Raw genomic sequence first — 18,934 nt, forward strand, 5'->3', positions numbered from 1 at the left:
ACCATGACGACAGAGTCGACCGACCGGATCGTGGTCGGCGTCGACGGCTCGCAGCCGAGTAAACACGCGCTGCAGTGGGCCGCATTCATCGCTGCTGCGACCGGCGCGAGCATCGAGGCCATCGCCGTGTGGCGGATGCCCGCGACTGCAGCGGGGCCGGGCTGGGCCGATGTGCCGGTCGAATGGGACAAGACCAAGGACACGGGCACCCAGCTGCACGCAGCTCTCGTCGAGGCCTTCGGGCAACACTTCCCGCCCACATTGACTGCGGTGGTGCGCGAGGGGAATGCGGCAAAGGTGTTGATCGACGCGAGTGCAGGCGCCCGGATGCTCGTCGTCGGCAGTCGCGGTCACGGCGGTTTCGTCGGTCTGCTGCTCGGATCAGTCAGCCACACGTGCACGGCACACGCATCCTGCCCGGTTCTGGTCGTACGCGGGGAGAGTCCGCCCACGCTTCCGGCTCCCTGAATTCTCAGCCACACCGAATCTCAACCGCACTGAATCTCAACCGCACTGAATCTCAACCGCACTGAATCTCAACCGCACCGAAGGAAGTGGGTCAGCATGTCAACGCGAACAGAACAGCCTCGTATCGGGTGGACTGTGGATCCCCGCACCAGCCACCGACTCGGCATGGCTCATGCGACCGACAGTCGCACACACGTGGCGTTGTGCGGCGCGAGCGCGCCATACCTGGGGCAGCCGTGGCCGGTGTCGGGCGATGCGTGGCCGTCGTCCTACTGCCGGTGCCCAGCGTGCGCCCGGCGGCTCTATGCTGGCCGTTTCTGATAGTTGTCTGAATATCTCCGGTATTCTGGCTGGCTGTCGCAACGACCTTCAGCAAAGGAATAGACATGGTCTCCCCAGAAGCTCCCACCAACACGCCCACCACCCCTTCCACCGGCCGCATTGTTGTGGGCGTCGATGGTTCAGAGCCGTCCAAGCAGGCCCTTCGATGGGCTGCGTTTGTGGCATCCACCACCGGTTCGAGCATTGACGCCGTTGCCACCTGGCGGCTGAACGGCTTCACCGCCGGGCCCCGGTTGATGGACAACCCGGCGTCCTTCGATCGCTCGGGCGAGGTCGCCAAGATGCTCGACGAAACGATCGCCGAGGTCTTCGCTGACACCCCACCGGCGGCATTGAACCGCGTCGTGCAAGAGGGCAACGCCGCAACGGTCCTCGTCGAGGCCAGTAGGGACGCCGGAATGCTGATCGTGGGCAGCCGTGGACGCGGTGGCTTCGTCGGTCTGATGCTGGGCTCGGTCAGCACCGCGTGCTCCGCACACTCCAAGTGCCCCGTCATGGTCATCCACGGTGACACCCCCGCGCCACCGGCCCACTGAGGCTCGACAACGCCGGGGTGCGCACCCGTCAGGGGGTTGATCCCGAGGCGGGCTACCTCGTCGACTGGTCCGAGTTGTGCGGACTGCCGGTGTGCTCGGAGGACACAGCCGCCGGCAGATCTGCCTTCAGCGAACTGGCGAGGATCAACAACGCCAGGATGGCCACCAGACCTGTGGTGACCATGCCGGTGTGCTGCAGCCCCCATGCTCGGTCGGCAAGTCCGACACCAACGATGGGCAGCGAGATGCCGACGTAGAGCACCGTGAACAGTGCCGAGGTGACTTCACCGCGTTGATCGGCGGGTGTCGGTCCCGTGATCAGCATCAGACCGGCCCGGAAACTGAGACCCTGGCCGATACCGGCGACCATTGCCGCCGCGACGATCAGGCTCATCGAGCGCAGTCCCAGCGCCGTGGCTAGGACCCCCATGCCTGCCGCGAGCAGGAGGCACCCGAGCGCCATCGCGCGGTTCAACGACAACCGCTCGACGCCGGCCTGACCGAGGACGGAGCCGAAGAAGATCAGGAAAACCGTCGCGCCGATGGCCGCGCGGTCGTGGATACCGATCAACTGTCCAAGGGCTGAGGGTATGACGGCTCCGAAGAGTCCGAGAACGACGAAGCCGGCAAATCCGATCACCGAGGCACGCACGAACTGGGCACGCACCTGGGTGGGCACGGCGACGCGAGTGACGTGCAGCCGGAAGCCTTTACGTTCTTTAACGGTTTCGGGTGCGGCCCACAGCAGGACGGCTGCAGGCACCAGTAGGACAAGGTCGACGACGAAGACCGTACGTAGCGGGTACCCGACGTACTGCGCCACCAGCCCGGCGAGCAGCGGTCCGAGACCGAGGCCGCCCATGTTGACGACGGTGGCCGCAAAAGTGGCCCGCGACCGGTCCGCGAAGTCGACCAGCTCGACCATTGCTGCGGTAGCGGTGCCGGTGAACAGACCTGCCGACAGGCCCGACAGCACCCGACCGATCAACAGCAGCGTCAGTCCGTCCTGCACCAGGAAGATCACCGCTGAAAGCGCTGACAACGCGACCCCGGCAAGTAGTACGGGTCGCCGTCCGATGCGGTCGGACAGCTCGCCGAGCAGGAGCAGGGCCACCAGCACTCCCGCGGCGTACACCGCGTAGATCACGGTGATCGTCAGATTGGAGATACTCAGCTGCTGGCGGTACAGCGGGTACAACGGGGTGGGCAACGTCGTTCCGACCATGGTCACCGCGAACGCGAAACCGATGCCTATGAGGCCCTTTCGAGATGCCGACATCGCTGCATTGTTCACCTATCCAGTCTGTCATGGCGACCACGGTCACCCGTGCGACGATCCCGTGATGACGATGTCTCTGCCGATCGGCGTTTTCCTCGATGATGAACCGCTGGATGCGCCATGGATCCGAGGGTGCCGGCGGGGTGCGGCTCCCGGCCCGGTGCTGCAGGTGCGCCGCGTCGATGACGCGACATTCATCCTTCGCGAATCGATGCGGGCGACCTGGGAGGCGCCATTCGTCTATCTGCTCCTCGGCGCGCGGCGCGCCTTGCTGCTGGACACCGGCGATGTCGCCGAGGCAGAGCGGATGCCGCTCGGAGCAACCGTCGGGTCGATCGTGGGCGACTGGGTCGCCGCGCATCGACTGAGCGACTATGAACTGGTGGTCGCGCACACCCACGGGCACAACGATCACACCCGCGGCGACGCGCAGTTCATCGGCGATTCGCCTGCCTACCCCTACCGCGCCACTGTCGTCGGCACAGCGGTCGAAAAGGTGCGGGAATTCTTCGGGTTCGACGCACCCGATTCCGCCACGCTCGATTCAGTGGTGCCGTTCGACCTGGGCGACCGTGAATTGTCGGTCACCCGCGTCCCGGGGCACGATGTTCGATCGATTGCAGTGATCGACCCGTCACGCGGCCTGATGTTCTCCGGTGACACCGCATACCCCGGGCGGCTCTACGTGCAGGACCTGACCGCGTTGCGGGACAGTCTGGACCGGATGCTGGCACTCGCCCACCGGCACCACCTGCGGTCGGTCCTGGGCGGGCACATCGAATACAGCGCCGATGGTGGTGAGCACCCGGTGGGCGTGCGGTTCCACGCTGACGAGCAGCCGTTGCCGCTCACCGTCGCGCAGCTGCAGCAGCTGCGCGATCTTGCACATCGGGGCTCCACCGTGACCGGTGTCGTGGCGGGCAGCCCGATGAGCCTGTGGATCGGCTCGTGCAACGGCGCGAAGGTGAAACTGGCGGGCGCAGCTGCGGTACGTCGATTACGCGGCATCGGCTGACCGAGCCACCGCCTGTACCTGGTCAGCTGGCTTGACCGACAAGTTATAGGACTACCGTGCGGGCATGTCGATTCCTTCCGCCGCACCGCGTGGTATGCCCAGCCTGCTGCGCGCCGCACGCAGCACCTACGCACGATCGGTGCGCCGGTCACTCACCAGCGACGGCTACGACGATGTCCCCCGCAACGGTGCCTTTGTGCTCGCGACCGGCCTCGATCGATCGTCGGCCACCGCCGTGCAGGACGCCCTCGGCATCACCAAACAGGCCGCCAGTCAGCTCATCGACACGCTCGTGGTCCGCGGGTACCTGGAGCGCCACCCCCACCCGAGCGATCGACGTCGCACCGAATTGGAGTTGACCGATCGCGGCCATGGCGCGGCAGCAGCCGTGCGCAGAGGTGTCGGCTCGGTCGAGCACGAACTGGCGCACCATCTCTCGGCCCAGGCCCGCGGTGAACTACGCGCGGCCCTCGGCCTACTGGCCGATCTCGGCGGCCCGGGTAGTGCGGCGCAAAGCGCGCCGCAGGAGCAGCCTGTGCGGCTGATGCGCGTTGCTCCGGTCTTTCCGGTGACCGATGTCGAACGCTCGCTGGAGCACTACGCAACACTGGGATTCCGTGTCGAGCCCTACCCCGACGGTGGATACGGATTCGGGCAGCGTGATGGTGTCGGCATCCATTTCAACGCGGTGCCCGACCTGGACCCGGCCACCAACAACAACGCCGTCTACCTCTATGTGTCCGACGCCGACGCCCTCGCCGCGCAATGGAGCTCCCCAGGGATCGGCGGTGAGACCATCCCACCCGTCGACACCGACTACGACATGCGCGAGGGCGCCCACCTCGACCCCGACCGCAACCTCATTCGGTTCGGCGCGCCACTGGTCCGCAGCTAGCGGTCCTCAGGCAGCGCCGCTCAGGCGCGTACGAGATGCGTTGTGCTCGTGCCGCTGTCACTGTTGCTGTCACTGTTGTTGTCGCCGAGATCTATCACCAGCGCACCGGTCGGCGCACCGTGCGGCGTCCAGCCTTCCCCGTCGTGCGCGATGCCGTAGAAAGTGGCCGGCCCGCCGTACAACCGCACGTCGCCGATCGAGTCCTCGAACGCTTCGTGCAGGTGACCGCTCAGCAGGATCAGCGGCTGCCCGTGCTCGCAGAGGCGTTGCTCCAGCTCATCGGCACCGGCAAGGGTGAACCACGGATGGGTGCTGCGTGAGCGGAGCGGGTGGTGCATGAGCATGACCGTCGGGCCGTCGCAAGCCTGCAGGACCCGCAGAATGTCGTCGGCACGCCCGGCGATCTCACCGGGCACGTTGGTCACGGCGCCGCGAATGCTCCACTTCCCCAGCGTTGCCGGAGCCGACCCGAATACGGTACGAACGATGTCGGTGTCGTCGTGGTTGCCCGGCACGGCGAGGAGAACCGGGGCGACCGGCTCGACCAGCTGCCGGACCCGGCGGACGGCCTCCAGCGATGCATCGTCCGCGATGTCACCGGTGAGGACGACGGCGTCATACGGCCCGTAGGATCTCGCGGCTTCCAACACCGCGACCAGCCTCGCCTCCGGGTCGATGCCCGGGTGCGGCGACACCGACCCAGGGCCTAGCAGGTGAGTGTCGGACAGCTGCAGCAGACGAGTCATATGCCGGCAGCCCGCTCAGACCGCGAAGAGCTGGGTGATGTCGCGGAACGCCTTGAACTCCATCGCGTTACCCGAGGGGTCCAGGAAGAACATCGTCCACTGCTCACCGGGTTCGCCTTCGAAACGCAGGTAGGGCTCGATGACGAACTCGGTGCCCGCCGCACGCAGCCGTGTCGCCATGGCGTGGAAGTCGTCGACATCGAGTACGAGGCCGAAATGCGGGACTGGCACCTCGTGCCCATCGACCGCGTTGGTCCCCGCCACGGCATTGCGCAGCCCGTCGACCTGATGGGTGACGAACTGGTGACCGGACATGTTCCAGTCCGTCCAACGCTCGGCCGAGCGACCACGCGCGAAGCCCAGTACCTCACCGTAGAAACGTCGGGCCGACTCGATGTCGTGCACGGGGATGGCGAGGTGGAAGGGCGGCAGGGTCGCAGACGTCATACGAGCACTATTGCCTCGCAAGCTGTGCCATGCCAGCCAATGCCGACGAGACCGGCTGCGTGCCGATCAGGAATCACTGATGGGCCCTCGTCCTGCGGTTTACAGTTCTCGGGTGCAGACTGCAACGCGCGGCGGGTTCGCGACGACCTACGCAAGAGGTTGGCATGCCCTCGTCGCAGCCGTGACGGGATCGGCTCTGGTCTTCCAACTCATCCTGGTGATCAACGGCGCAGCAGTGTTGGTCGCGACCGAGCCGCCGAGCACCGGCGAGCGACTGATCCGTTTCTTCAGCTACTTCACGATCCTGAGCAACCTGCTGGTCTTCTACACCAGCGCCACCTTGGCGACGGAGCCTTCTAAGAGCGGCCGTGTCTGGAATGTGTTGCGACTGAACGCAATGGCGGGAATCGTCGTCACCGGGATCGTGCACTGGTTCTTCCTTCGCCCGATCTTGCACCTGAGTGGCGGGCCGTACGTCGCGGATAAACTCGTGCACGTTGTCGTACCGCTGTTGGCAGTCATCGGCTGGGTCGCCTTCGGGCCGCGGCATCGGATCAGCTGGCGGATCTTCCTCCCATCGCTGATCTATCCCATTGCCTGGGTTGCCTTCACCCTGGTTCGGGGGGCGGCCTCGGGGTGGTACCCCTATCCGTTCGTAGATGTCGGGCTGCACGGCTACGGCGTCGTCACTTTGAACTGCCTGGGCATTGCAGTGCTGCTTCTGGGCGTTTCGGCTCTGCTGCTGTATGCCGACCGCTTGCTCGGTCGACGCACCACTACCCCTGAGCCCAGCCGGTAGGCGGATTACCCAGCTGCTGATGCGATACCAGTGCTGTAGTCATGCGACGGCTCTTGTCATGCGACGGCTCTGACAGACGGCATCAGGCCAGGAGTGAGATCCCAGGTGACACCGGTGGCCTCGACCCGCGCAGTGAGCAGGTCACGGTGCACGATCGTGTGATGTCGAGCGCAGAGCAGTGCTGCATTGGCGAGATTCGTGTCGCCGCCACACCACCACGGATTCACATGATGTGCATCGCACCAGTCCGGTGGCCGATCACAGTCGGGGAACGTGCATCCGCCGTCCCGGTGGATGATCGCCGCGCGTAGCCCGCCGGTGAAGAGGCGTCTGGCCCGCCCGACGTCCAGTGGTTCGGACCGCCCGCCAAGGACCATCGGGATGATGTCGGCGTCGCAGGCCAACCTGCGAAGCGTGCCGGGGTCGAGATGGTCGCCGTCGCTGGTGCGCCCGACACCCGGTAGGTAGGTGGGCGGTCTGCCCGCTTCCTGCAGGCCGGACAGCAACGTTTTGTAGTCGAGGGTGACGACCACTTTCGCCGTTCCGTTGACCTCACCGACAGCCCGCCCGGCGGCGCTGTCCAGGACATCGGCAGCAGTTTCCACCAGACGCACCAGAGCACCCGCACGGCGGTTGGCAGGGGTACGCAGATCGCGGTCGGGGGCGCTGCCCGCACCCTTGAGAGTCGCTTGACCTTCGGGGCAGGGCTGTGGCGCTGGCGCCGACAGGAACTGCAACGCGTGTTTGACCGTCGCGGCATGCCCGGCGGACAGATCTGCTTCGAACCGGGTCAACCCGCACTGCAGCTCGAACCAGCGCACCGACTCGCGCCGCTGCTGGACCTCTTCGTCACGCACCAGTTGCTCCGGAGCGAATTGACCGATGATCCGAGTGCTGAGTTCGGTCAATGCCCGTGACCCGAAACCGGTCAATGAGAGATACCGCAAGAGCATCTGGTCGCGGTCCGCACCCGGCAACTGCGCGCAGACCCGCGGCACCTCCCGTAACGCGACCAACGCAGCGGACACCGACGCAGACCCTGCGGCAAGGCTTTGCGCTACGACCAGATTGCGCGGTTGAGCACATTGCGTCGCAACCGCACCGACCCGGCGGATGACGACCGGGTCAACCCCACGAGCACGCTGCGCCACCCAGCCGGGTGCGCCTGTCGCCGTCGACCGGTCGACTGTCCCGCGCGTCAGGGCATCTGCGGCCACCAAGGCCGCCACATTCTCTGCGCGCCCCGCGACCCCCAACAGCGACCCCACTGCGCCCGCCAACTCGACTTCGTTCAGCTGATGAAGCGCACCGGGCCACTCCCTCAGCGACGCAACGAACGCTTCCAACACCGCGAGCAGTCGCGCACCCGTTCCAGGTCCAGCAGGAGCAATTTCCGGGGGTGGCGCCAGCGCGGTATCGATACTTGATGTACTCACTTTGTGCCCCTTTCCACGCCGCCGGAATGATTCGGACTGATGTACTTATCGTAACCATGTTCGATCATTTCAGCAAGGCATATCTAGACCGAATTCGTCTGCCGGACATTAGATTTCGCGGAAAAGTTATCCACATCCCCCACCAGAAATTGCCTGGTCAGGAAAGTTATCCACACATCAAGTTCTAATTATTGACAGTTTTTGTCGGCTCTTCGGATTTCAGCGTGGTTGGGGGTTTTTCGGTAGGGGTGGTTTCCTGATGCTGCGAGGAGGATCCTGAGGCGGTAGTGCTCGAAGGTGTGGAAGCCGTGGGCCAGGCGGCGGGTCTTTTCGATGATCAGGTTCACGGCTTCGGTTCCGCCGTTGCTGATGCGGTGGGTGTCGAATCGGGCCAGGACGTGCTCGCGCCACATTCTCAGCGTCCGGCCCAGGCGGGCGACTTCGGGGATCGGACAGGTCGGGAACGATTCGATGACCTTGACCGCAATCGCTCTGCCATCGGTGGGTTTCTCAGCTTGGTACATCGAGCGGACCTGCTGGTAGCAGTGCCACGCCAACGTCACTTCCCAGGTCGGGTCCCCGGCGAGCAGGCAGGCGTCGAGTGTGGCGAACTGCTTGACCGACAGGTGCTCGGACCCGCGGCGTAGCAGCCCGCGGATTTTGTACAGCGGATCGTCTTTGTGACCGCGCCGCCCCAGGGTGTCGTGTTGGACCCGGCGGCGGACCTCGTCCAGGACTTGGGTACCGAGTTTGACGACGTGGAACGCGTCCAGGACCGCGACGGCGTCGGGGAGTTCGTCGCGGATCGCGTAGGCGTACCCGCGGAATGGGTCCAGGGATGCTTGTTTCACCCCGGCAATAAACGCCGGGTCCTGTTGTTTGAGCCAGCTGGCGTAGGCGGTGCCGGTACGGCCGGGTACGACATCTAATAACCGGGAGTGCAGGCGGCCGTGTTCATCGCGGGTGAGGTCGACCATCCCGGTCACGGCCCGGTTCGCGTCCCCAATCTTGGAAGGGCGCCAAATGTGTTCATCGACGCCCAGGACACTGACCCCGTCCAGGCGGGACGGGTCGGCGAGCCTGCTGGTGGCTTCGATCTCGATGCGGTCCCACAGGGTGTGCCAGTCCACACCAAGGTGACGAGCCAACGCTGACACCGTCGTGTCGTCGTGTTCCAGCGCATCAGTGGCCCAACGGATAGCCCGGGTCGTCAGCTTCGCCCGCGGCGCGATGACCTCATGGTGTTCGCGGAACGTGCCCACCGGGCAGGACGGTTCGGCGCACCGCCAGATCCGTTTACGCCACGCCAGATCCGTTTACGCCACGCCAGGAGGGTGCTCGCCCCGAAAAACGGCGCGTCCGCAACGGTATGGACCCGCCGCCCGTGACCGACCGCGACCACCCCGCAGGACGGGCACCCGCCGATATCAGTATCGGTTTCGATGCTCACCACAACCCGGCCAGGATCCTCATGAACCACGGCAAGGACAGGGAAACCGGGCAGATTGAGCAGGGCATCGGCCCGAGCACACCAGCCCAGGCTCGAGCAACACGTACCGTCATTCGTGTCGAGGTCTTCAGTTCGTCGGGCAGCTTGGTCGCTCCCGATCCTGAAGGCCTCGACCCTCACCCCCGAACAGGCACGCCGAACACCTCAACCACGCTCAGATCCGAAGAGCTTATTTGTCTTTCATAGCTCTGGCCGGTTGTCCCGTCGAATTCACGCGCCCGAAACGACGGTGTGCCCGGACCTTGTCAGGTCCGGGCACACCGTCAAACACAAGCGATTTGCTCAGCGACCGGCGCGAGCTGCCTTCTTCGCGTTCGGCTCAGCGTCGTACCAGCCGGCCTTGGCCCCGGTGGTGACCCCTCGCAACCGGCGTTTGACGGCGCGACCGTATCGAGGCACCAACGCCTGACTCGGAGCTGGGCGCACCACAGCAGCAGGCGCCGGGGGTGCAGGTGGTGCAGCTGGAGCAGGTGCGGCCGCAGCAGGCGCGGCTACCGGCTCCGGCGCGACAATGCCCGGGTACCAGAACGGTGCCCACAGCTTTGACAGACCGGCCCGTTTGTCGTCCTTGACCTCGGCGGGCATGTCCCGCACGACGATTCCTGCCGACTCCAGATCGGCGACGATCTCTGGTGTGAACGGGCGCTTGCGCCAGGCATTGACCATGTACGTGCGGGTCTTGAGGTAGTCCAGGTAACGACGACCGTGCTTGTCATCGGCGCCGAGGTGGGCGAAGACCGCCATCCGCTCGGCGTGGGCGGGAGCGATCTCATCTGCGGGGAATTGATTCCACTCACGTGGTTCCGGGAAACGCGCGTCCGGGTCCTTCAGCAGGGTGCCCGCACCCGAGTGGGTCATTCTCATGCTCCACACCAACAGGTCGTTGGGGTTGTTCTTGCAGTAGATCGTCGGACCGGTCTCCAGGTCGCAGATGTCCTGGGAGCCGACCTTGAGGTTGAGACCCCCGGTGTGCTCGGTGTGGTCTTGCAGATAGATGCCGAAGCGAAGCTGCGTGTAGCGGTCGTCCCAGTCAGGTGCGGCCGGATCTTCACGATCGGTGTTGTCCTTGTGCCACGCACGGATCACGCCGTTGATGGTGGCCGAGCTGTCACCGCCGTACAGCACGCGATCGACGTTCAGCAGTTTCTTGGCAACAGATGCCATCCGCCCGTCGGCCAGCACGTGCCGCATCGGTGAGGTCGACAACTCTCCGCCCCCGCCGCCGCAGTGCTCCCGCACCTGCGACCGCATCCGCTCGACCTCTTCGTCGGTATAGGCGTCAGGGAGAATTGCGTACCCCTTGCGCCAAAACTCGTCAACGTCCAGTTCTGCCAGTGCCTGATCGAACAAGGCAGCCTCCCTCGTCATTGTCGGCCCGACCGAACCGTCGAGCACTCACGTTCAACCCGCCACCCCACCGACGCGTTCAGTGCTTGGACACTCACGTCACAGGATGAATGCAGGCATGTGATCTAGGAGGCTACCAATCATTTCTCGTGAGGACAGCGGCCCGCGCTGTTTAAATCATCAGATTCTTTCCTCGGGAGGGCTCTTCACGGGCGCGATGACCCGCCGATGAGCGACCCGCCTCTTGATTCGTTTGCGATACCGCGCCGGCACGACTCTTCCGGGCGACCACGCATCAGCGCTGGGCAGGATCCAGCCGCGCCAACGGGCGAGTAGGCACAGCCCCGCTCCGACGAGCGTCCCCGCGATCGAGCCCTGCGTCATGTAGCCCCGAGTGGACAGATAGGTCAGCACGCCGGCACCGGCAATCGCTGCAGTCGCGTACAACGTGCTGCCCCCGAGGATGCCCGGCACCCGCCGCAGAACGACGTCGCGGACCGCTCCACCACCCACTGCTGTAATAACGCCGAGGAGCACTGCCGGCAGCCAGCCGAGCCCGACGGCAAGGGACTTCGCGGCACCGGTGCTGGCCCAACACCCCAGCGCAACAGCGTCGACGACGGGCCAGATCCGCGACCACGTGATGCCCTCGACGTTGGCGAGATAGCTCACGCCGGCGCCCGCAAAGGCAGTGAGCAGGTATGCGTTGTCGGTCAGCGCCGCCGGTGGACCAGTTTGCAGCAGGACATCGCGCAATACCCCGCCACCCAGTCCCGAGAGCACCGCGAGCGTCGCGAAACCGATCGGGTCCAGCTTCTCCTGGCGGGCGATGAGCCCGCCCAGTACGGCGTTGGCGAAGACACCGCTGAGATCCAGCACCCGAAAGACCTCGGTCACACCGTCAACATGCACAACGTGCCTCTTTCATTCAGGGAATTACGCTGCCTGCGGCGGTTGGTCAAGTCTGCGAGCGCAGGTAGCGGCCGAAGTGGGGCACAGTGAAAGCGATACGACCGCGTTCGCCGGAGTAGATCAGCCCCTTCTTCAACAGCGCATCCCGCGCCGGTGAGAGCGACTGCGGTTTGCGGTCCAGCACGTCGGCCACTGCCGCTGTGGTCACCGACTCGACCGCGTCGGAATCGTCGGCGAGACCGGCTGCGTCGGCCATTCCGCGTAGATACTCCCGCTCCCCCGGCGTGGCCCGTTCGTAACGTGACCCGAAGAAGCCCACCGCCAGCTCGGCGTCCGCCTCCGGCGCCGCAACGCGCACGTCCGCCGCGGTGATCGGCGAGCACGGGGCCAGATCCCAGGCGACCTTGCCGTACGCCTGGATGAAGTACGGGTAGCCGCCGGTCACTTCGTACATCGCGTCGAGAGCATCCTGCTCGAACGCTGCGTCCTCTTCATGCGCGGGCGACTGCAACGCCCTGTCCGCAGCTGCGCGCGGCAGGCGGTCGATGCGCGCGTACCGGAACAGCCTCTCGGAGTAGGACTTCGACGCACTCAGCACTGACGGCAGGTGCGGTAACCCCGCACCCACCACGATCACCGGCAGCCCCGCCTGGCTGATCTCATGACACGCCGCGCACAACGCTGACACGTCGTCAGGGTGCAGGTCCTGCATCTCATCCACGAACAGCGCTATCCCGCGACCGACGTCCGCCGCGAGCCCGCCCACGTCGGTCAGCAACTCGACCAGATCGATCTCGATATCGCCGGAATCGGCTCGACCGGACAGTGCCGGCGCGTCGATGCCCGGGTTCCACTTCTCCCGCAGCTTCGCGCCCGGCGGGGTGTCACGCTGCGCGAACGCCTTGATGATGCCCAGCACCTGCTGCACGTCATCGCTCTGCGGATGTCCCAACTCGCGCACCGCCACATGCAGCGCCGCACTGATCGGACGTCGCAGCCGCTGGTCCGGGCGTGCTTCCCACTTTCCGGTGCCCCACTTCGCGCGAACTGCCGCCGAGCGCAACGCATTCAGTAACACCGTCTTGCCCACGCCGCGTAGCCCGGTCAGCACGATCGAGCGCTCCGGACGCCCCCGCGATACCCGTTCCAGCACGACCGAGAAGGTGTCGAGCTCGCCGTCCCTGCCGGCCAGTTCGGGTGGTCGCTGACCGGCGCCAGGCGCGTAGGGGTTACGTATCGGATCCACGATCGGACTGTATGCCGGTCTCTAGCATTTCCCTGATACATCCTTAGCGTGTCGCATCGATGCCTCCCCTCGCCAAGATTCAGCTCTGCCATCGCGGGCTACACCTGCAGTCGACCCCCCGTCGCACCCACGCTACGCGTCGACGTAGGCTCCAATTCAACTAAATTGGGCCGATCAATCAGCTGGGCCGCTCGCCGATGGCCAGTCTGCCCACACCTCATTGAGATCTCTGCGTTCGACGCCCTCACCTCGTGTTGCTCAGCGCGGATCGCGAAGCCTCCAGCAAGAAGGACTTCATGACCAGCGCCAGCAAGAACAGCGCCCAACGGGACGCCGACCACCAACACGACAACCGCTGGACGATTCTGGTGATTGTCGCGACGGCACAGCTGATGGTTGTGCTCGACTCCACGATCGTCAACATCGCCCTCCCGTCCGCACAGAAGGACCTCGGCTTCGCATCGAGCGACCGACAGTGGATCGTCACGGCGTACGCCCTTGCGTTCGGTAGCCTGCTGCTGCTCGGCGGCCGGATCAGCGACATCTTCGGCCGCAAATGGACCTTCGTCGGTGGCTTGATCGGTTTCGCGCTCGCCTCGGCTGTCGGTGGCGCGGCCGATTCATTTGCTGTGCTTGTCTCCTCGCGGGCGCTGCAGGGCGTGTTCGGTGCCATCCTCGCTCCGGCGGCGTTGTCGACCCTGACGAATGCCTTTCAGAACCCCGCCGAACGCGGTAAGGCGTTCGGCGTCTTCGGCGCGGTTGCCGGCGGTGGTGGTGCGGTCGGGCTGCTGCTCGGCGGGTTCCTTACCGAGCACCTGTCCTGGCGCTGGTGCTTCTACGTCAACCTGCTGTTCGCTGCGGTCGCCGTGACCGGCGCGCTGCTGCGCATCCGCAACGAGGTCCCGGAACATCGTCCGAAGATCGACGTCATGGGCTCGGCCACCGGCGCCCTCGCGCTGTTTCTCATCGTCTTCGGCTTCTCGCATGCCGACACCGACGGCTGGACCAACACCATTACGCTGGCCAGCCTGATCATCGGCGCGCTCCTCCTGGTGGCGTTCGTCCTGATCGAACAGCGCGTCGCCCACCCCCTGCTGCCACTGCATGTGGTGCTCGACCGCACCCGAGGTGGCGCGTACCTGGCCATCGGTATGTCGGCCATCGCGATTTTCGCGGTCTTCCTCTTCCTGACCTACTACCTGCAGCTGACCAGAGGCTTCAGTCCGGTGCAGACCGGTCTGGCCTTCCTTCCGATGGTGGTCTTCATCCTTCTCGGCTCGACGCTGTCCAACATCAAGCTGCTACCGCTCGTGGGTGCCCGGGCGCTGATCACCACCGGCATGGCGCTCGGGGCAGTCGGGATGTTCTACCTGAGCAGGATCGGCCCGTCCTCCGGTTATGCAGTTCACATTCTGCCGGCGCTGCCGGTGATGGGCCTGGGCTTCGGCCTCATCTTCGCCCCATCGATCAACACTGCGACCGTCGGAGTCGCTCGCAGTGAAGCGGGAATCGCCTCGGCCATGGTCAACACGATGCAGCAGGTGGGCGGGTCGATCGGCACCGCCCTGCTCAGCACCATCGCTGCCAACGCCACCACGTCCTACCTCGGGTCACGCACTGGTAGCTCCGCGGAGTCCAGCGCGGTGGTGCACGGCTACAGCGTCGCCTTCATGGTGTCCGCCTCGATCTTCGTCGCCGGGGCGATCGTCGTCTTTGCGCTCATGCGCCCGTTCGTCCGGCCTGCCAAACACCGAGCGGTCGAGGACGCACCAGAGCGGACAACGCCGTCGCGGTCGCGCCTTCACACCATTTCGGGTTGAGGTTCCGCAGCGGCGCGGGCCAGATTCCGGGCGTGCTCGATGAACCACACGTTCCAACCGCCGCACACCGCGAAGACAGCCAGTGCCAGCACGTTCGTGACTGCCACCGACTCATCCAGGCTGAGCAGCAGGACCAGCCAGATCTGCGCGACCCCGGACAGCACCAGCGCCACACCCCACACCAGCCCCATCAGGTAGAACCCCTGACGGAACGCCGGTGAGACCTCCCAGCCGCGCGTCAACTCCGCGCTGGCCTGCTCGTCCTCGACCGTCAGCCGCCGTGCGACAGCGAAGGTGAGCGGGCGGCGCAGTGCGACGGACCCCAGGAAGACCAACCCGGACAACACCGTCAGGGCCGCACTTTTGAGCAGCAGGTACCGCGGGTCGCCGGTAACCAGTGACAGCGCCAACCCGCCGGAGAACAAGAACAACAGGAAGCCCGCAAAAGCGTCCACCTTCCCTTGACGCAAGGCCAGCCACACCAGCCGAAGCATGGCTAGGACGGTCGAGGCCAGCAGCGAGGCGGTGACGCCGACGCCGATCGCGCGCGCCAGGTAGTAACCGCCGAATGGGATCACCAGGTCAGTGCCGAGGGTGCGCAGCAGCCCGCTCATCTGCAGCGACGGCGCGTACTGCCCACCCTGCGCCATCTGCTCATCGAACGGCGTTTTCACTAGTTCTTCCTTAGTCCTCAGCTCACGCTTCGGAAATTGCTGCCAACGGTGGTGTCCGCGCTGCACGTACACCTGGCCACAACGCCGCCAGCACCCCGACAATTCCGGCCACCACCAGGAAGGTCAACGCCTGCCCCCACGGCACCACCAGCACTTTCAATCCCTGGTCCTTCAACAGTCGGGTGAAGAGCACTCCGTAGACGATCCCGAGCACCAACCCCAGCAGCGCTCCGAACACCGCAATCAGGAACGACTCGAGGTAGATCGTCCGACGTACCTGTCGGCGCAACATCCCGACTGCGCGCATCATCCCGATCTCGCGGCGTCGCTCCACCACTGACAGCGCGAGGGTGTTGATGATGCCGAGGATCGCGATCACGATGGCGAGGGCGAGCAGCCCGTAGAGCAGCCCGAGCAGGTTGTTGACCTGGCTGGCGATCTGCCCCTTGAACTCGGCGCGGGTACTGACCGACACCACGTAATAGGACTTGGTGGCCGCCTGTACCCGCCCCTGTACGGCGCTCAGATCAGCGCCCGGATCGATGCGGATCAACCCGACGATGCCGCCCTGTTGTTTGGCCGGTGTCACCGCCCGGTAGGTCGCGCCGCTGACGATCCACGGACCGGCGAGTTGGCTGTCGGTGTAGATACCGGTCAACGTCAGCTTCACGCTGCCCTGCCCCGGGCGGGACAGCGTATGCGTGGAGCCGATCGCCCACCCCTGATTGCGGGCGAAGGTCTGGCTCGCGACGATGTTGCTGCCGGTCGGCGAGATGCTGCCCTGCACGGGTTTGATGTCGAGCACCGTCTGCAGCGGACCGTCGACGCCGCTGCCGGTCTCCAGGCCGCCGTCCAGCAGCCCCGCCGCCGGGTGGAACGTCGTCATCGACGCAACACCGGACACCTTCGCCGCCGCGTCGATCGCGCGTTGCGGCAGCAGCAACTGCTGTTGCGTCGTCAACACCAGGTCGGCCCGCACGTTGTTGTCGAAGAGCTGACCGACGCTGCCCTTGGCCGAAGCACCGATGACCGCGATACCGCTGACGATCAACAACCCGAGGGTGAGCGCGAAGGCCGTGGCCGCCGTGCGCCGCGGGTTACGGGTCGCATTGGCCGGGGCCAGCGTGCCGGGTCGCCCAAAGGGCCTGCCGACCAACCAGCCGATCGGCGGGATGATCACCTTCGCCAGCACCGGCGAGAGCATCAGCGCCGCGCCACCCACCCCGAGCAGGCCGATCCCCAGCAAAGAGGCACCGGTGCCGGTGTCGGTCGAGGCGGCGCCGAGGCCCGTGAGCACCACCCCGAGGAAGAGCAGCCCCAGCCCGATGATGGTGCGACGCGTCGAACTGGACGTCGAAGGCTGGCTGAACTCCTCACGCATCGCTTCTACCGGCGCGATCAACGATGCCCGCCGCGCCGGGATGTACGCCGACAGCAAGGTCACGCCGATACCGAGCACGAGCGCAACGATCAGTGTGCGGGCCTGCAGCACGAGGGCGCCCGTCGGCAGGCCGACACCGAACGTGTTGAGCAACGAGCGCAGCCCGATCGCCAACCCGATTCCGGCGACGATGCCGACCAGACTGCCGATGATGCCGGTCAGCAGCGCCTCTACCAGCACCGAGCGGCGTACCTGCTTACGGCTCGCGCCCACAGCCCGCAGCAGCGCCAACTCCCGCAGCCGCTGCGCGACGATCATCGAGAAGGTGTTGTAGATGATGAAGGTGCCGACGATCAGTGCGATGAATCCGAACGCGAGCAGGATGTAGTTGATGAACGACAGCGCAGTCTGGATGCCGTTGTTGGTGTCGTCACGCAGCTTCGTACCGGTCTCGACACTCACGTTGGAGGGCAGCGCCGCCCGCACCCTCGCGGTCAGCACCTCTTCTGTCACACCGGGTTTGGCAGAGATGTCGACCGCCCGGTAATGCGTGCCGTCCGACAGCAGCTGTACCGCCTGCGTCTTGTTCAGCAGCATCCCGATGTAACCGCCGGTCTCGGTTTTCGTCGCATAGATGCCGCTCACGGTCAGCGAGGTCACCGGCCCGTCCGACAGCACGATCCGCACTGTGTCACCGACCTTGATGCCGCCCTTCTTCGCTGCACCGGAGTTGAGGACCAGCTGACCGACCTGATTGGGGGCGGCGCCGGCGACGAACCTCGTGGGGTCGCCGATCTGATCTGGAGCGGGGGCGTAGAGGTCGGCGATGCTGGGCGCACCGCCCGTCTCGACCTTGGTGCCGTCAGGCCCGACCAGGACCGCAGAGCGCTCGACGCTCGGCGCGACCCGGTCGACTCCCTGCACGCTGCGGATCTTCGTGATATCGCTGAACGCAACGCCCGGGTCGTAACTGTTCGCCGCAGCAGCATGCGTTGCGATGCCCTTGTAGGCGTTGTCGAAGATGCCGGTGAAACTGGCCTTCAGGGTGTCGGTGAAGACGAATGATCCCGTCACGAATGCGGTGCCCAGCACAACCGACAACACGGTCAGGATCAACCGCACCTTGTGCGCGCGTAGGTTTCGGACCGATACCCGCCGCATCGGACGTTTGGCCACGTCTCAACGCTCCAGATTCTTCATCCGGTCCAGCACTTTGTCCTCGGACGGGTCGCGCATCTCATCCACGATCTTGCCGTCGCCGAGGAACAGCACCCGGTCGGAGTAGGCCGCGGCACGCGGATCGTGGGTCACGATCACCACGGTCTGGCCCAGGTCATCGACCGAGCGCCGCAGGATGCCGAGCACCTCCGCGGAGGAGTGCGAATCCAGGTTTCCGGTCGGTTCATCACCAAAGACGATGTCGGGTTTGGAGGCGAGTGCCCGCGCACACGCCACCCGCTGCTGCTGACCGCCCGACAACTCGCTGGGCCGGTGGCCGAGCCGGTCGCGGATACCGAGGGTGTCGATCACCGAATCCAGCCACTCCTGATCCGGTGCCCGGCCGGCCAGATCCATCGGCAGCGTGATGTTCTCGATCGAGGTGAGAGTTGGCACCAGGTTGAAGGACTGGAAGACAAAACCGATCCGGTCGCGACGCAGGGCGGTCATCTTGTTGTCCGACAGGCCGGACAGTTCGGCATCACCGATGCTGACTGTTCCTGAGGTGACGGAGTCCAGGCCGGCCATACAGTGCATCAGCGTCGACTTGCCCGATCCGGACGGCCCCATGATGGCGGTGAACTCACCGCGGGCCAGATCGACGCTCACGCAGTCAAGAGCCCGCACCTCGTTGGTGCCGCTGTTATAGGTCTTGACCAGGTCCACGGCACGCGCCGCGACCTGGGGTGGCTGTGCATGCCGTGCTGTCCGGGTGTCAGTGGCGGCCATGGCGTCAGTCTTTCAGTGGCAGGCGAGATCCGGTCATGCCGGTTGTCGGGAAGCTCCCAGGATGATTGTCACCTATGTCACCGACACGATCAGGTGCCACCGACACGATCAGCGACGGGCCTGCTGCGTCCAGC

The 18,934-nt window shown here is 65.5% G+C and carries 19 protein-coding genes; 7 read left to right on the plus strand and 12 right to left on the minus strand.

All coding sequences use genetic code 11. The features are described from left to right. The first annotated feature begins 3 nt into the window (after positions 1-3). Positions 4-468 carry a universal stress protein gene (locus V3G39_01420; protein ID XAS76721.1) on the plus strand — a complete coding sequence of 155 codons (465 nt, stop codon included), beginning with the start codon at positions 4-6 and terminating at the stop codon, positions 466-468. Between the two features lie 386 nt (positions 469-854). Continuing rightward, on the plus strand, positions 855-1,346 hold the full coding sequence (locus V3G39_01425) for a universal stress protein (GenBank protein ID XAS76722.1): 492 nt from the start codon (positions 855-857) through the stop codon (positions 1,344-1,346). Between the two features lie 52 nt (positions 1,347-1,398). Here the strand turns inward: V3G39_01425 and V3G39_01430 are convergent, their stop codons facing one another. After that, entirely contained in the window at positions 1,399-2,625 is a 1,227-nt protein-coding gene (locus V3G39_01430) for an MFS transporter (GenBank protein XAS76723.1), read from the minus strand. A 64-nt stretch (positions 2,626-2,689) separates the two neighbouring features. Here V3G39_01430 and V3G39_01435 point away from each other — a divergent pair, with 64 nt between their 5' ends. Together V3G39_01435 and V3G39_01440 are read left to right on the plus strand one after the other, a co-directional pair. Further along, positions 2,690-3,640 (plus strand): MBL fold metallo-hydrolase, encoded by a 951-nt coding sequence (locus V3G39_01435; protein XAS76724.1) that lies wholly within the window; start codon positions 2,690-2,692, stop codon positions 3,638-3,640. A 64-nt stretch (positions 3,641-3,704) separates the two neighbouring features. Then, complete coding sequence (locus V3G39_01440) at positions 3,705-4,535, plus strand: MarR family transcriptional regulator (protein XAS76725.1); 831 nt, start codon at positions 3,705-3,707, stop codon at positions 4,533-4,535. Between the two features lie 20 nt (positions 4,536-4,555). Here the strand turns inward: V3G39_01440 and V3G39_01445 are convergent, their stop codons facing one another. Together V3G39_01445 and V3G39_01450 are read right to left on the minus strand one after the other, a co-directional pair. Then, a complete protein-coding gene (locus tag V3G39_01445) occupies positions 4,556-5,281 on the minus strand; it encodes a metallophosphoesterase (protein ID XAS76726.1) in 726 nt (241 codons plus the stop codon). A 15-nt stretch (positions 5,282-5,296) separates the two neighbouring features. Further along, positions 5,297-5,728 (minus strand): VOC family protein, encoded by a 432-nt coding sequence (locus V3G39_01450; GenBank protein XAS76727.1) that lies wholly within the window; start codon positions 5,726-5,728, stop codon positions 5,297-5,299. Between the two features lie 112 nt (positions 5,729-5,840). On the opposite strand from V3G39_01450, the gene V3G39_01455 reads away from it, so the two are divergent. Beyond that, entirely contained in the window at positions 5,841-6,527 is a 687-nt protein-coding gene (locus V3G39_01455; protein XAS76728.1) for a Pr6Pr family membrane protein, read from the plus strand. A gap of 56 nt (positions 6,528-6,583) precedes the next feature. Here the strand turns inward: V3G39_01455 and V3G39_01460 are convergent, their stop codons facing one another. From V3G39_01460 to V3G39_01470, 3 genes are all read right to left on the minus strand, one after another. After that, positions 6,584-7,963, minus strand: a complete 1,380-nt coding sequence (locus V3G39_01460) for a DUF222 domain-containing protein (GenBank protein XAS76729.1) — start codon at positions 7,961-7,963, stop codon at positions 6,584-6,586. A 188-nt stretch (positions 7,964-8,151) separates the two neighbouring features. Beyond that, on the minus strand, positions 8,152-9,225 hold the full coding sequence (locus V3G39_01465) for an ISL3 family transposase (protein ID XAS76730.1): 1,074 nt from the start codon (positions 9,223-9,225) through the stop codon (positions 8,152-8,154). After that, on the minus strand, positions 9,174-9,443 hold the full coding sequence (locus V3G39_01470) for a transposase family protein (protein XAS76731.1): 270 nt from the start codon (positions 9,441-9,443) through the stop codon (positions 9,174-9,176). The genes V3G39_01465 and V3G39_01470 overlap by 52 nt, the downstream gene beginning before the upstream one ends. Here V3G39_01470 and V3G39_01475 point away from each other — a divergent pair. Further along, entirely contained in the window at positions 9,348-9,659 is a 312-nt protein-coding gene (locus V3G39_01475) for a hypothetical protein (protein ID XAS78273.1), read from the plus strand. The two genes, V3G39_01470 and V3G39_01475, sit on opposite strands and share 96 nt — an antisense overlap. A 96-nt stretch (positions 9,660-9,755) precedes the next feature. Here V3G39_01475 and V3G39_01480 read toward each other — a convergent pair whose 3' ends face one another. The 3 genes from V3G39_01480 to V3G39_01490 form a co-directional block, all read right to left on the minus strand. Continuing rightward, the gene (locus V3G39_01480) at positions 9,756-10,823 is read right to left on the minus strand and encodes a hypothetical protein (protein XAS76732.1); all 1,068 of its coding nucleotides are present in this window, start codon (positions 10,821-10,823) and stop codon (positions 9,756-9,758) included. A 177-nt stretch (positions 10,824-11,000) separates the two neighbouring features. Next, on the minus strand, positions 11,001-11,717 hold the full coding sequence (locus V3G39_01485) for a trimeric intracellular cation channel family protein (protein ID XAS76733.1): 717 nt from the start codon (positions 11,715-11,717) through the stop codon (positions 11,001-11,003). A gap of 61 nt (positions 11,718-11,778) precedes the next feature. Beyond that, positions 11,779-12,978 (minus strand): ATP-binding protein, encoded by a 1,200-nt coding sequence (locus V3G39_01490; protein XAS76734.1) that lies wholly within the window; start codon positions 12,976-12,978, stop codon positions 11,779-11,781. A 296-nt stretch (positions 12,979-13,274) separates the two neighbouring features. On the opposite strand from V3G39_01490, the gene V3G39_01495 reads away from it, so the two are divergent. Continuing rightward, positions 13,275-14,798, plus strand: a complete 1,524-nt coding sequence (locus V3G39_01495) for an MFS transporter (GenBank protein XAS76735.1) — start codon at positions 13,275-13,277, stop codon at positions 14,796-14,798. Here V3G39_01495 and V3G39_01500 read toward each other — a convergent pair. From V3G39_01500 to V3G39_01510, 3 genes are read right to left on the minus strand one after another with little or no spacing between them, the layout of a single operon-like run. Beyond that, complete coding sequence (locus V3G39_01500) at positions 14,780-15,472, minus strand: VC0807 family protein (GenBank protein ID XAS76736.1); 693 nt, start codon at positions 15,470-15,472, stop codon at positions 14,780-14,782. The two genes, V3G39_01495 and V3G39_01500, sit on opposite strands and share 19 nt — an antisense overlap. A 22-nt stretch (positions 15,473-15,494) precedes the next feature. After that, entirely contained in the window at positions 15,495-18,029 is a 2,535-nt protein-coding gene (locus V3G39_01505; GenBank protein ID XAS76737.1) for an FtsX-like permease family protein, read from the minus strand. Positions 18,030-18,032: 3 nt separating this feature from the next. Next, a complete protein-coding gene (locus V3G39_01510; protein XAS76738.1) occupies positions 18,033-18,800 on the minus strand; it encodes an ABC transporter ATP-binding protein in 768 nt (255 codons plus the stop codon). Positions 18,801-18,934 lie beyond the last annotated feature (134 nt).

The organism is Dermatophilaceae bacterium Sec6.4, assembly GCA_039636865.1.
Classification (GTDB): Bacteria; Actinomycetota; Actinomycetes; order Actinomycetales; family Dermatophilaceae; genus Allobranchiibius.

Excerpts from the sequence above, each read along its gene's own strand:
- V3G39_01435 (XAS76724.1), top strand. The coding sequence starts at position 2,690 with ATGACGATGTCTCTGCCGATCGGCGTTTTCCTCGATGATGAACCGCTG.
- V3G39_01510 (XAS76738.1), bottom strand. The coding sequence starts at position 18,800 with ATGGCCGCCACTGACACCCGGACAGCACGGCATGCACAGCCACCCCAG.
- V3G39_01450 (XAS76727.1), bottom strand. The coding sequence starts at position 5,728 with ATGACGTCTGCGACCCTGCCGCCCTTCCACCTCGCCATCCCCGTGCAC.
- V3G39_01425 (XAS76722.1), top strand. The coding sequence starts at position 855 with ATGGTCTCCCCAGAAGCTCCCACCAACACGCCCACCACCCCTTCCACC.
- V3G39_01440 (XAS76725.1), top strand. The coding sequence starts at position 3,705 with ATGTCGATTCCTTCCGCCGCACCGCGTGGTATGCCCAGCCTGCTGCGC.
- V3G39_01495 (XAS76735.1), top strand. The coding sequence starts at position 13,275 with ATGACCAGCGCCAGCAAGAACAGCGCCCAACGGGACGCCGACCACCAA.
- V3G39_01445 (XAS76726.1), bottom strand. The coding sequence starts at position 5,281 with ATGACTCGTCTGCTGCAGCTGTCCGACACTCACCTGCTAGGCCCTGGG.
- V3G39_01420 (XAS76721.1), top strand. The coding sequence starts at position 4 with ATGACGACAGAGTCGACCGACCGGATCGTGGTCGGCGTCGACGGCTCG.
- V3G39_01430 (XAS76723.1), bottom strand. The coding sequence starts at position 2,625 with ATGTCGGCATCTCGAAAGGGCCTCATAGGCATCGGTTTCGCGTTCGCG.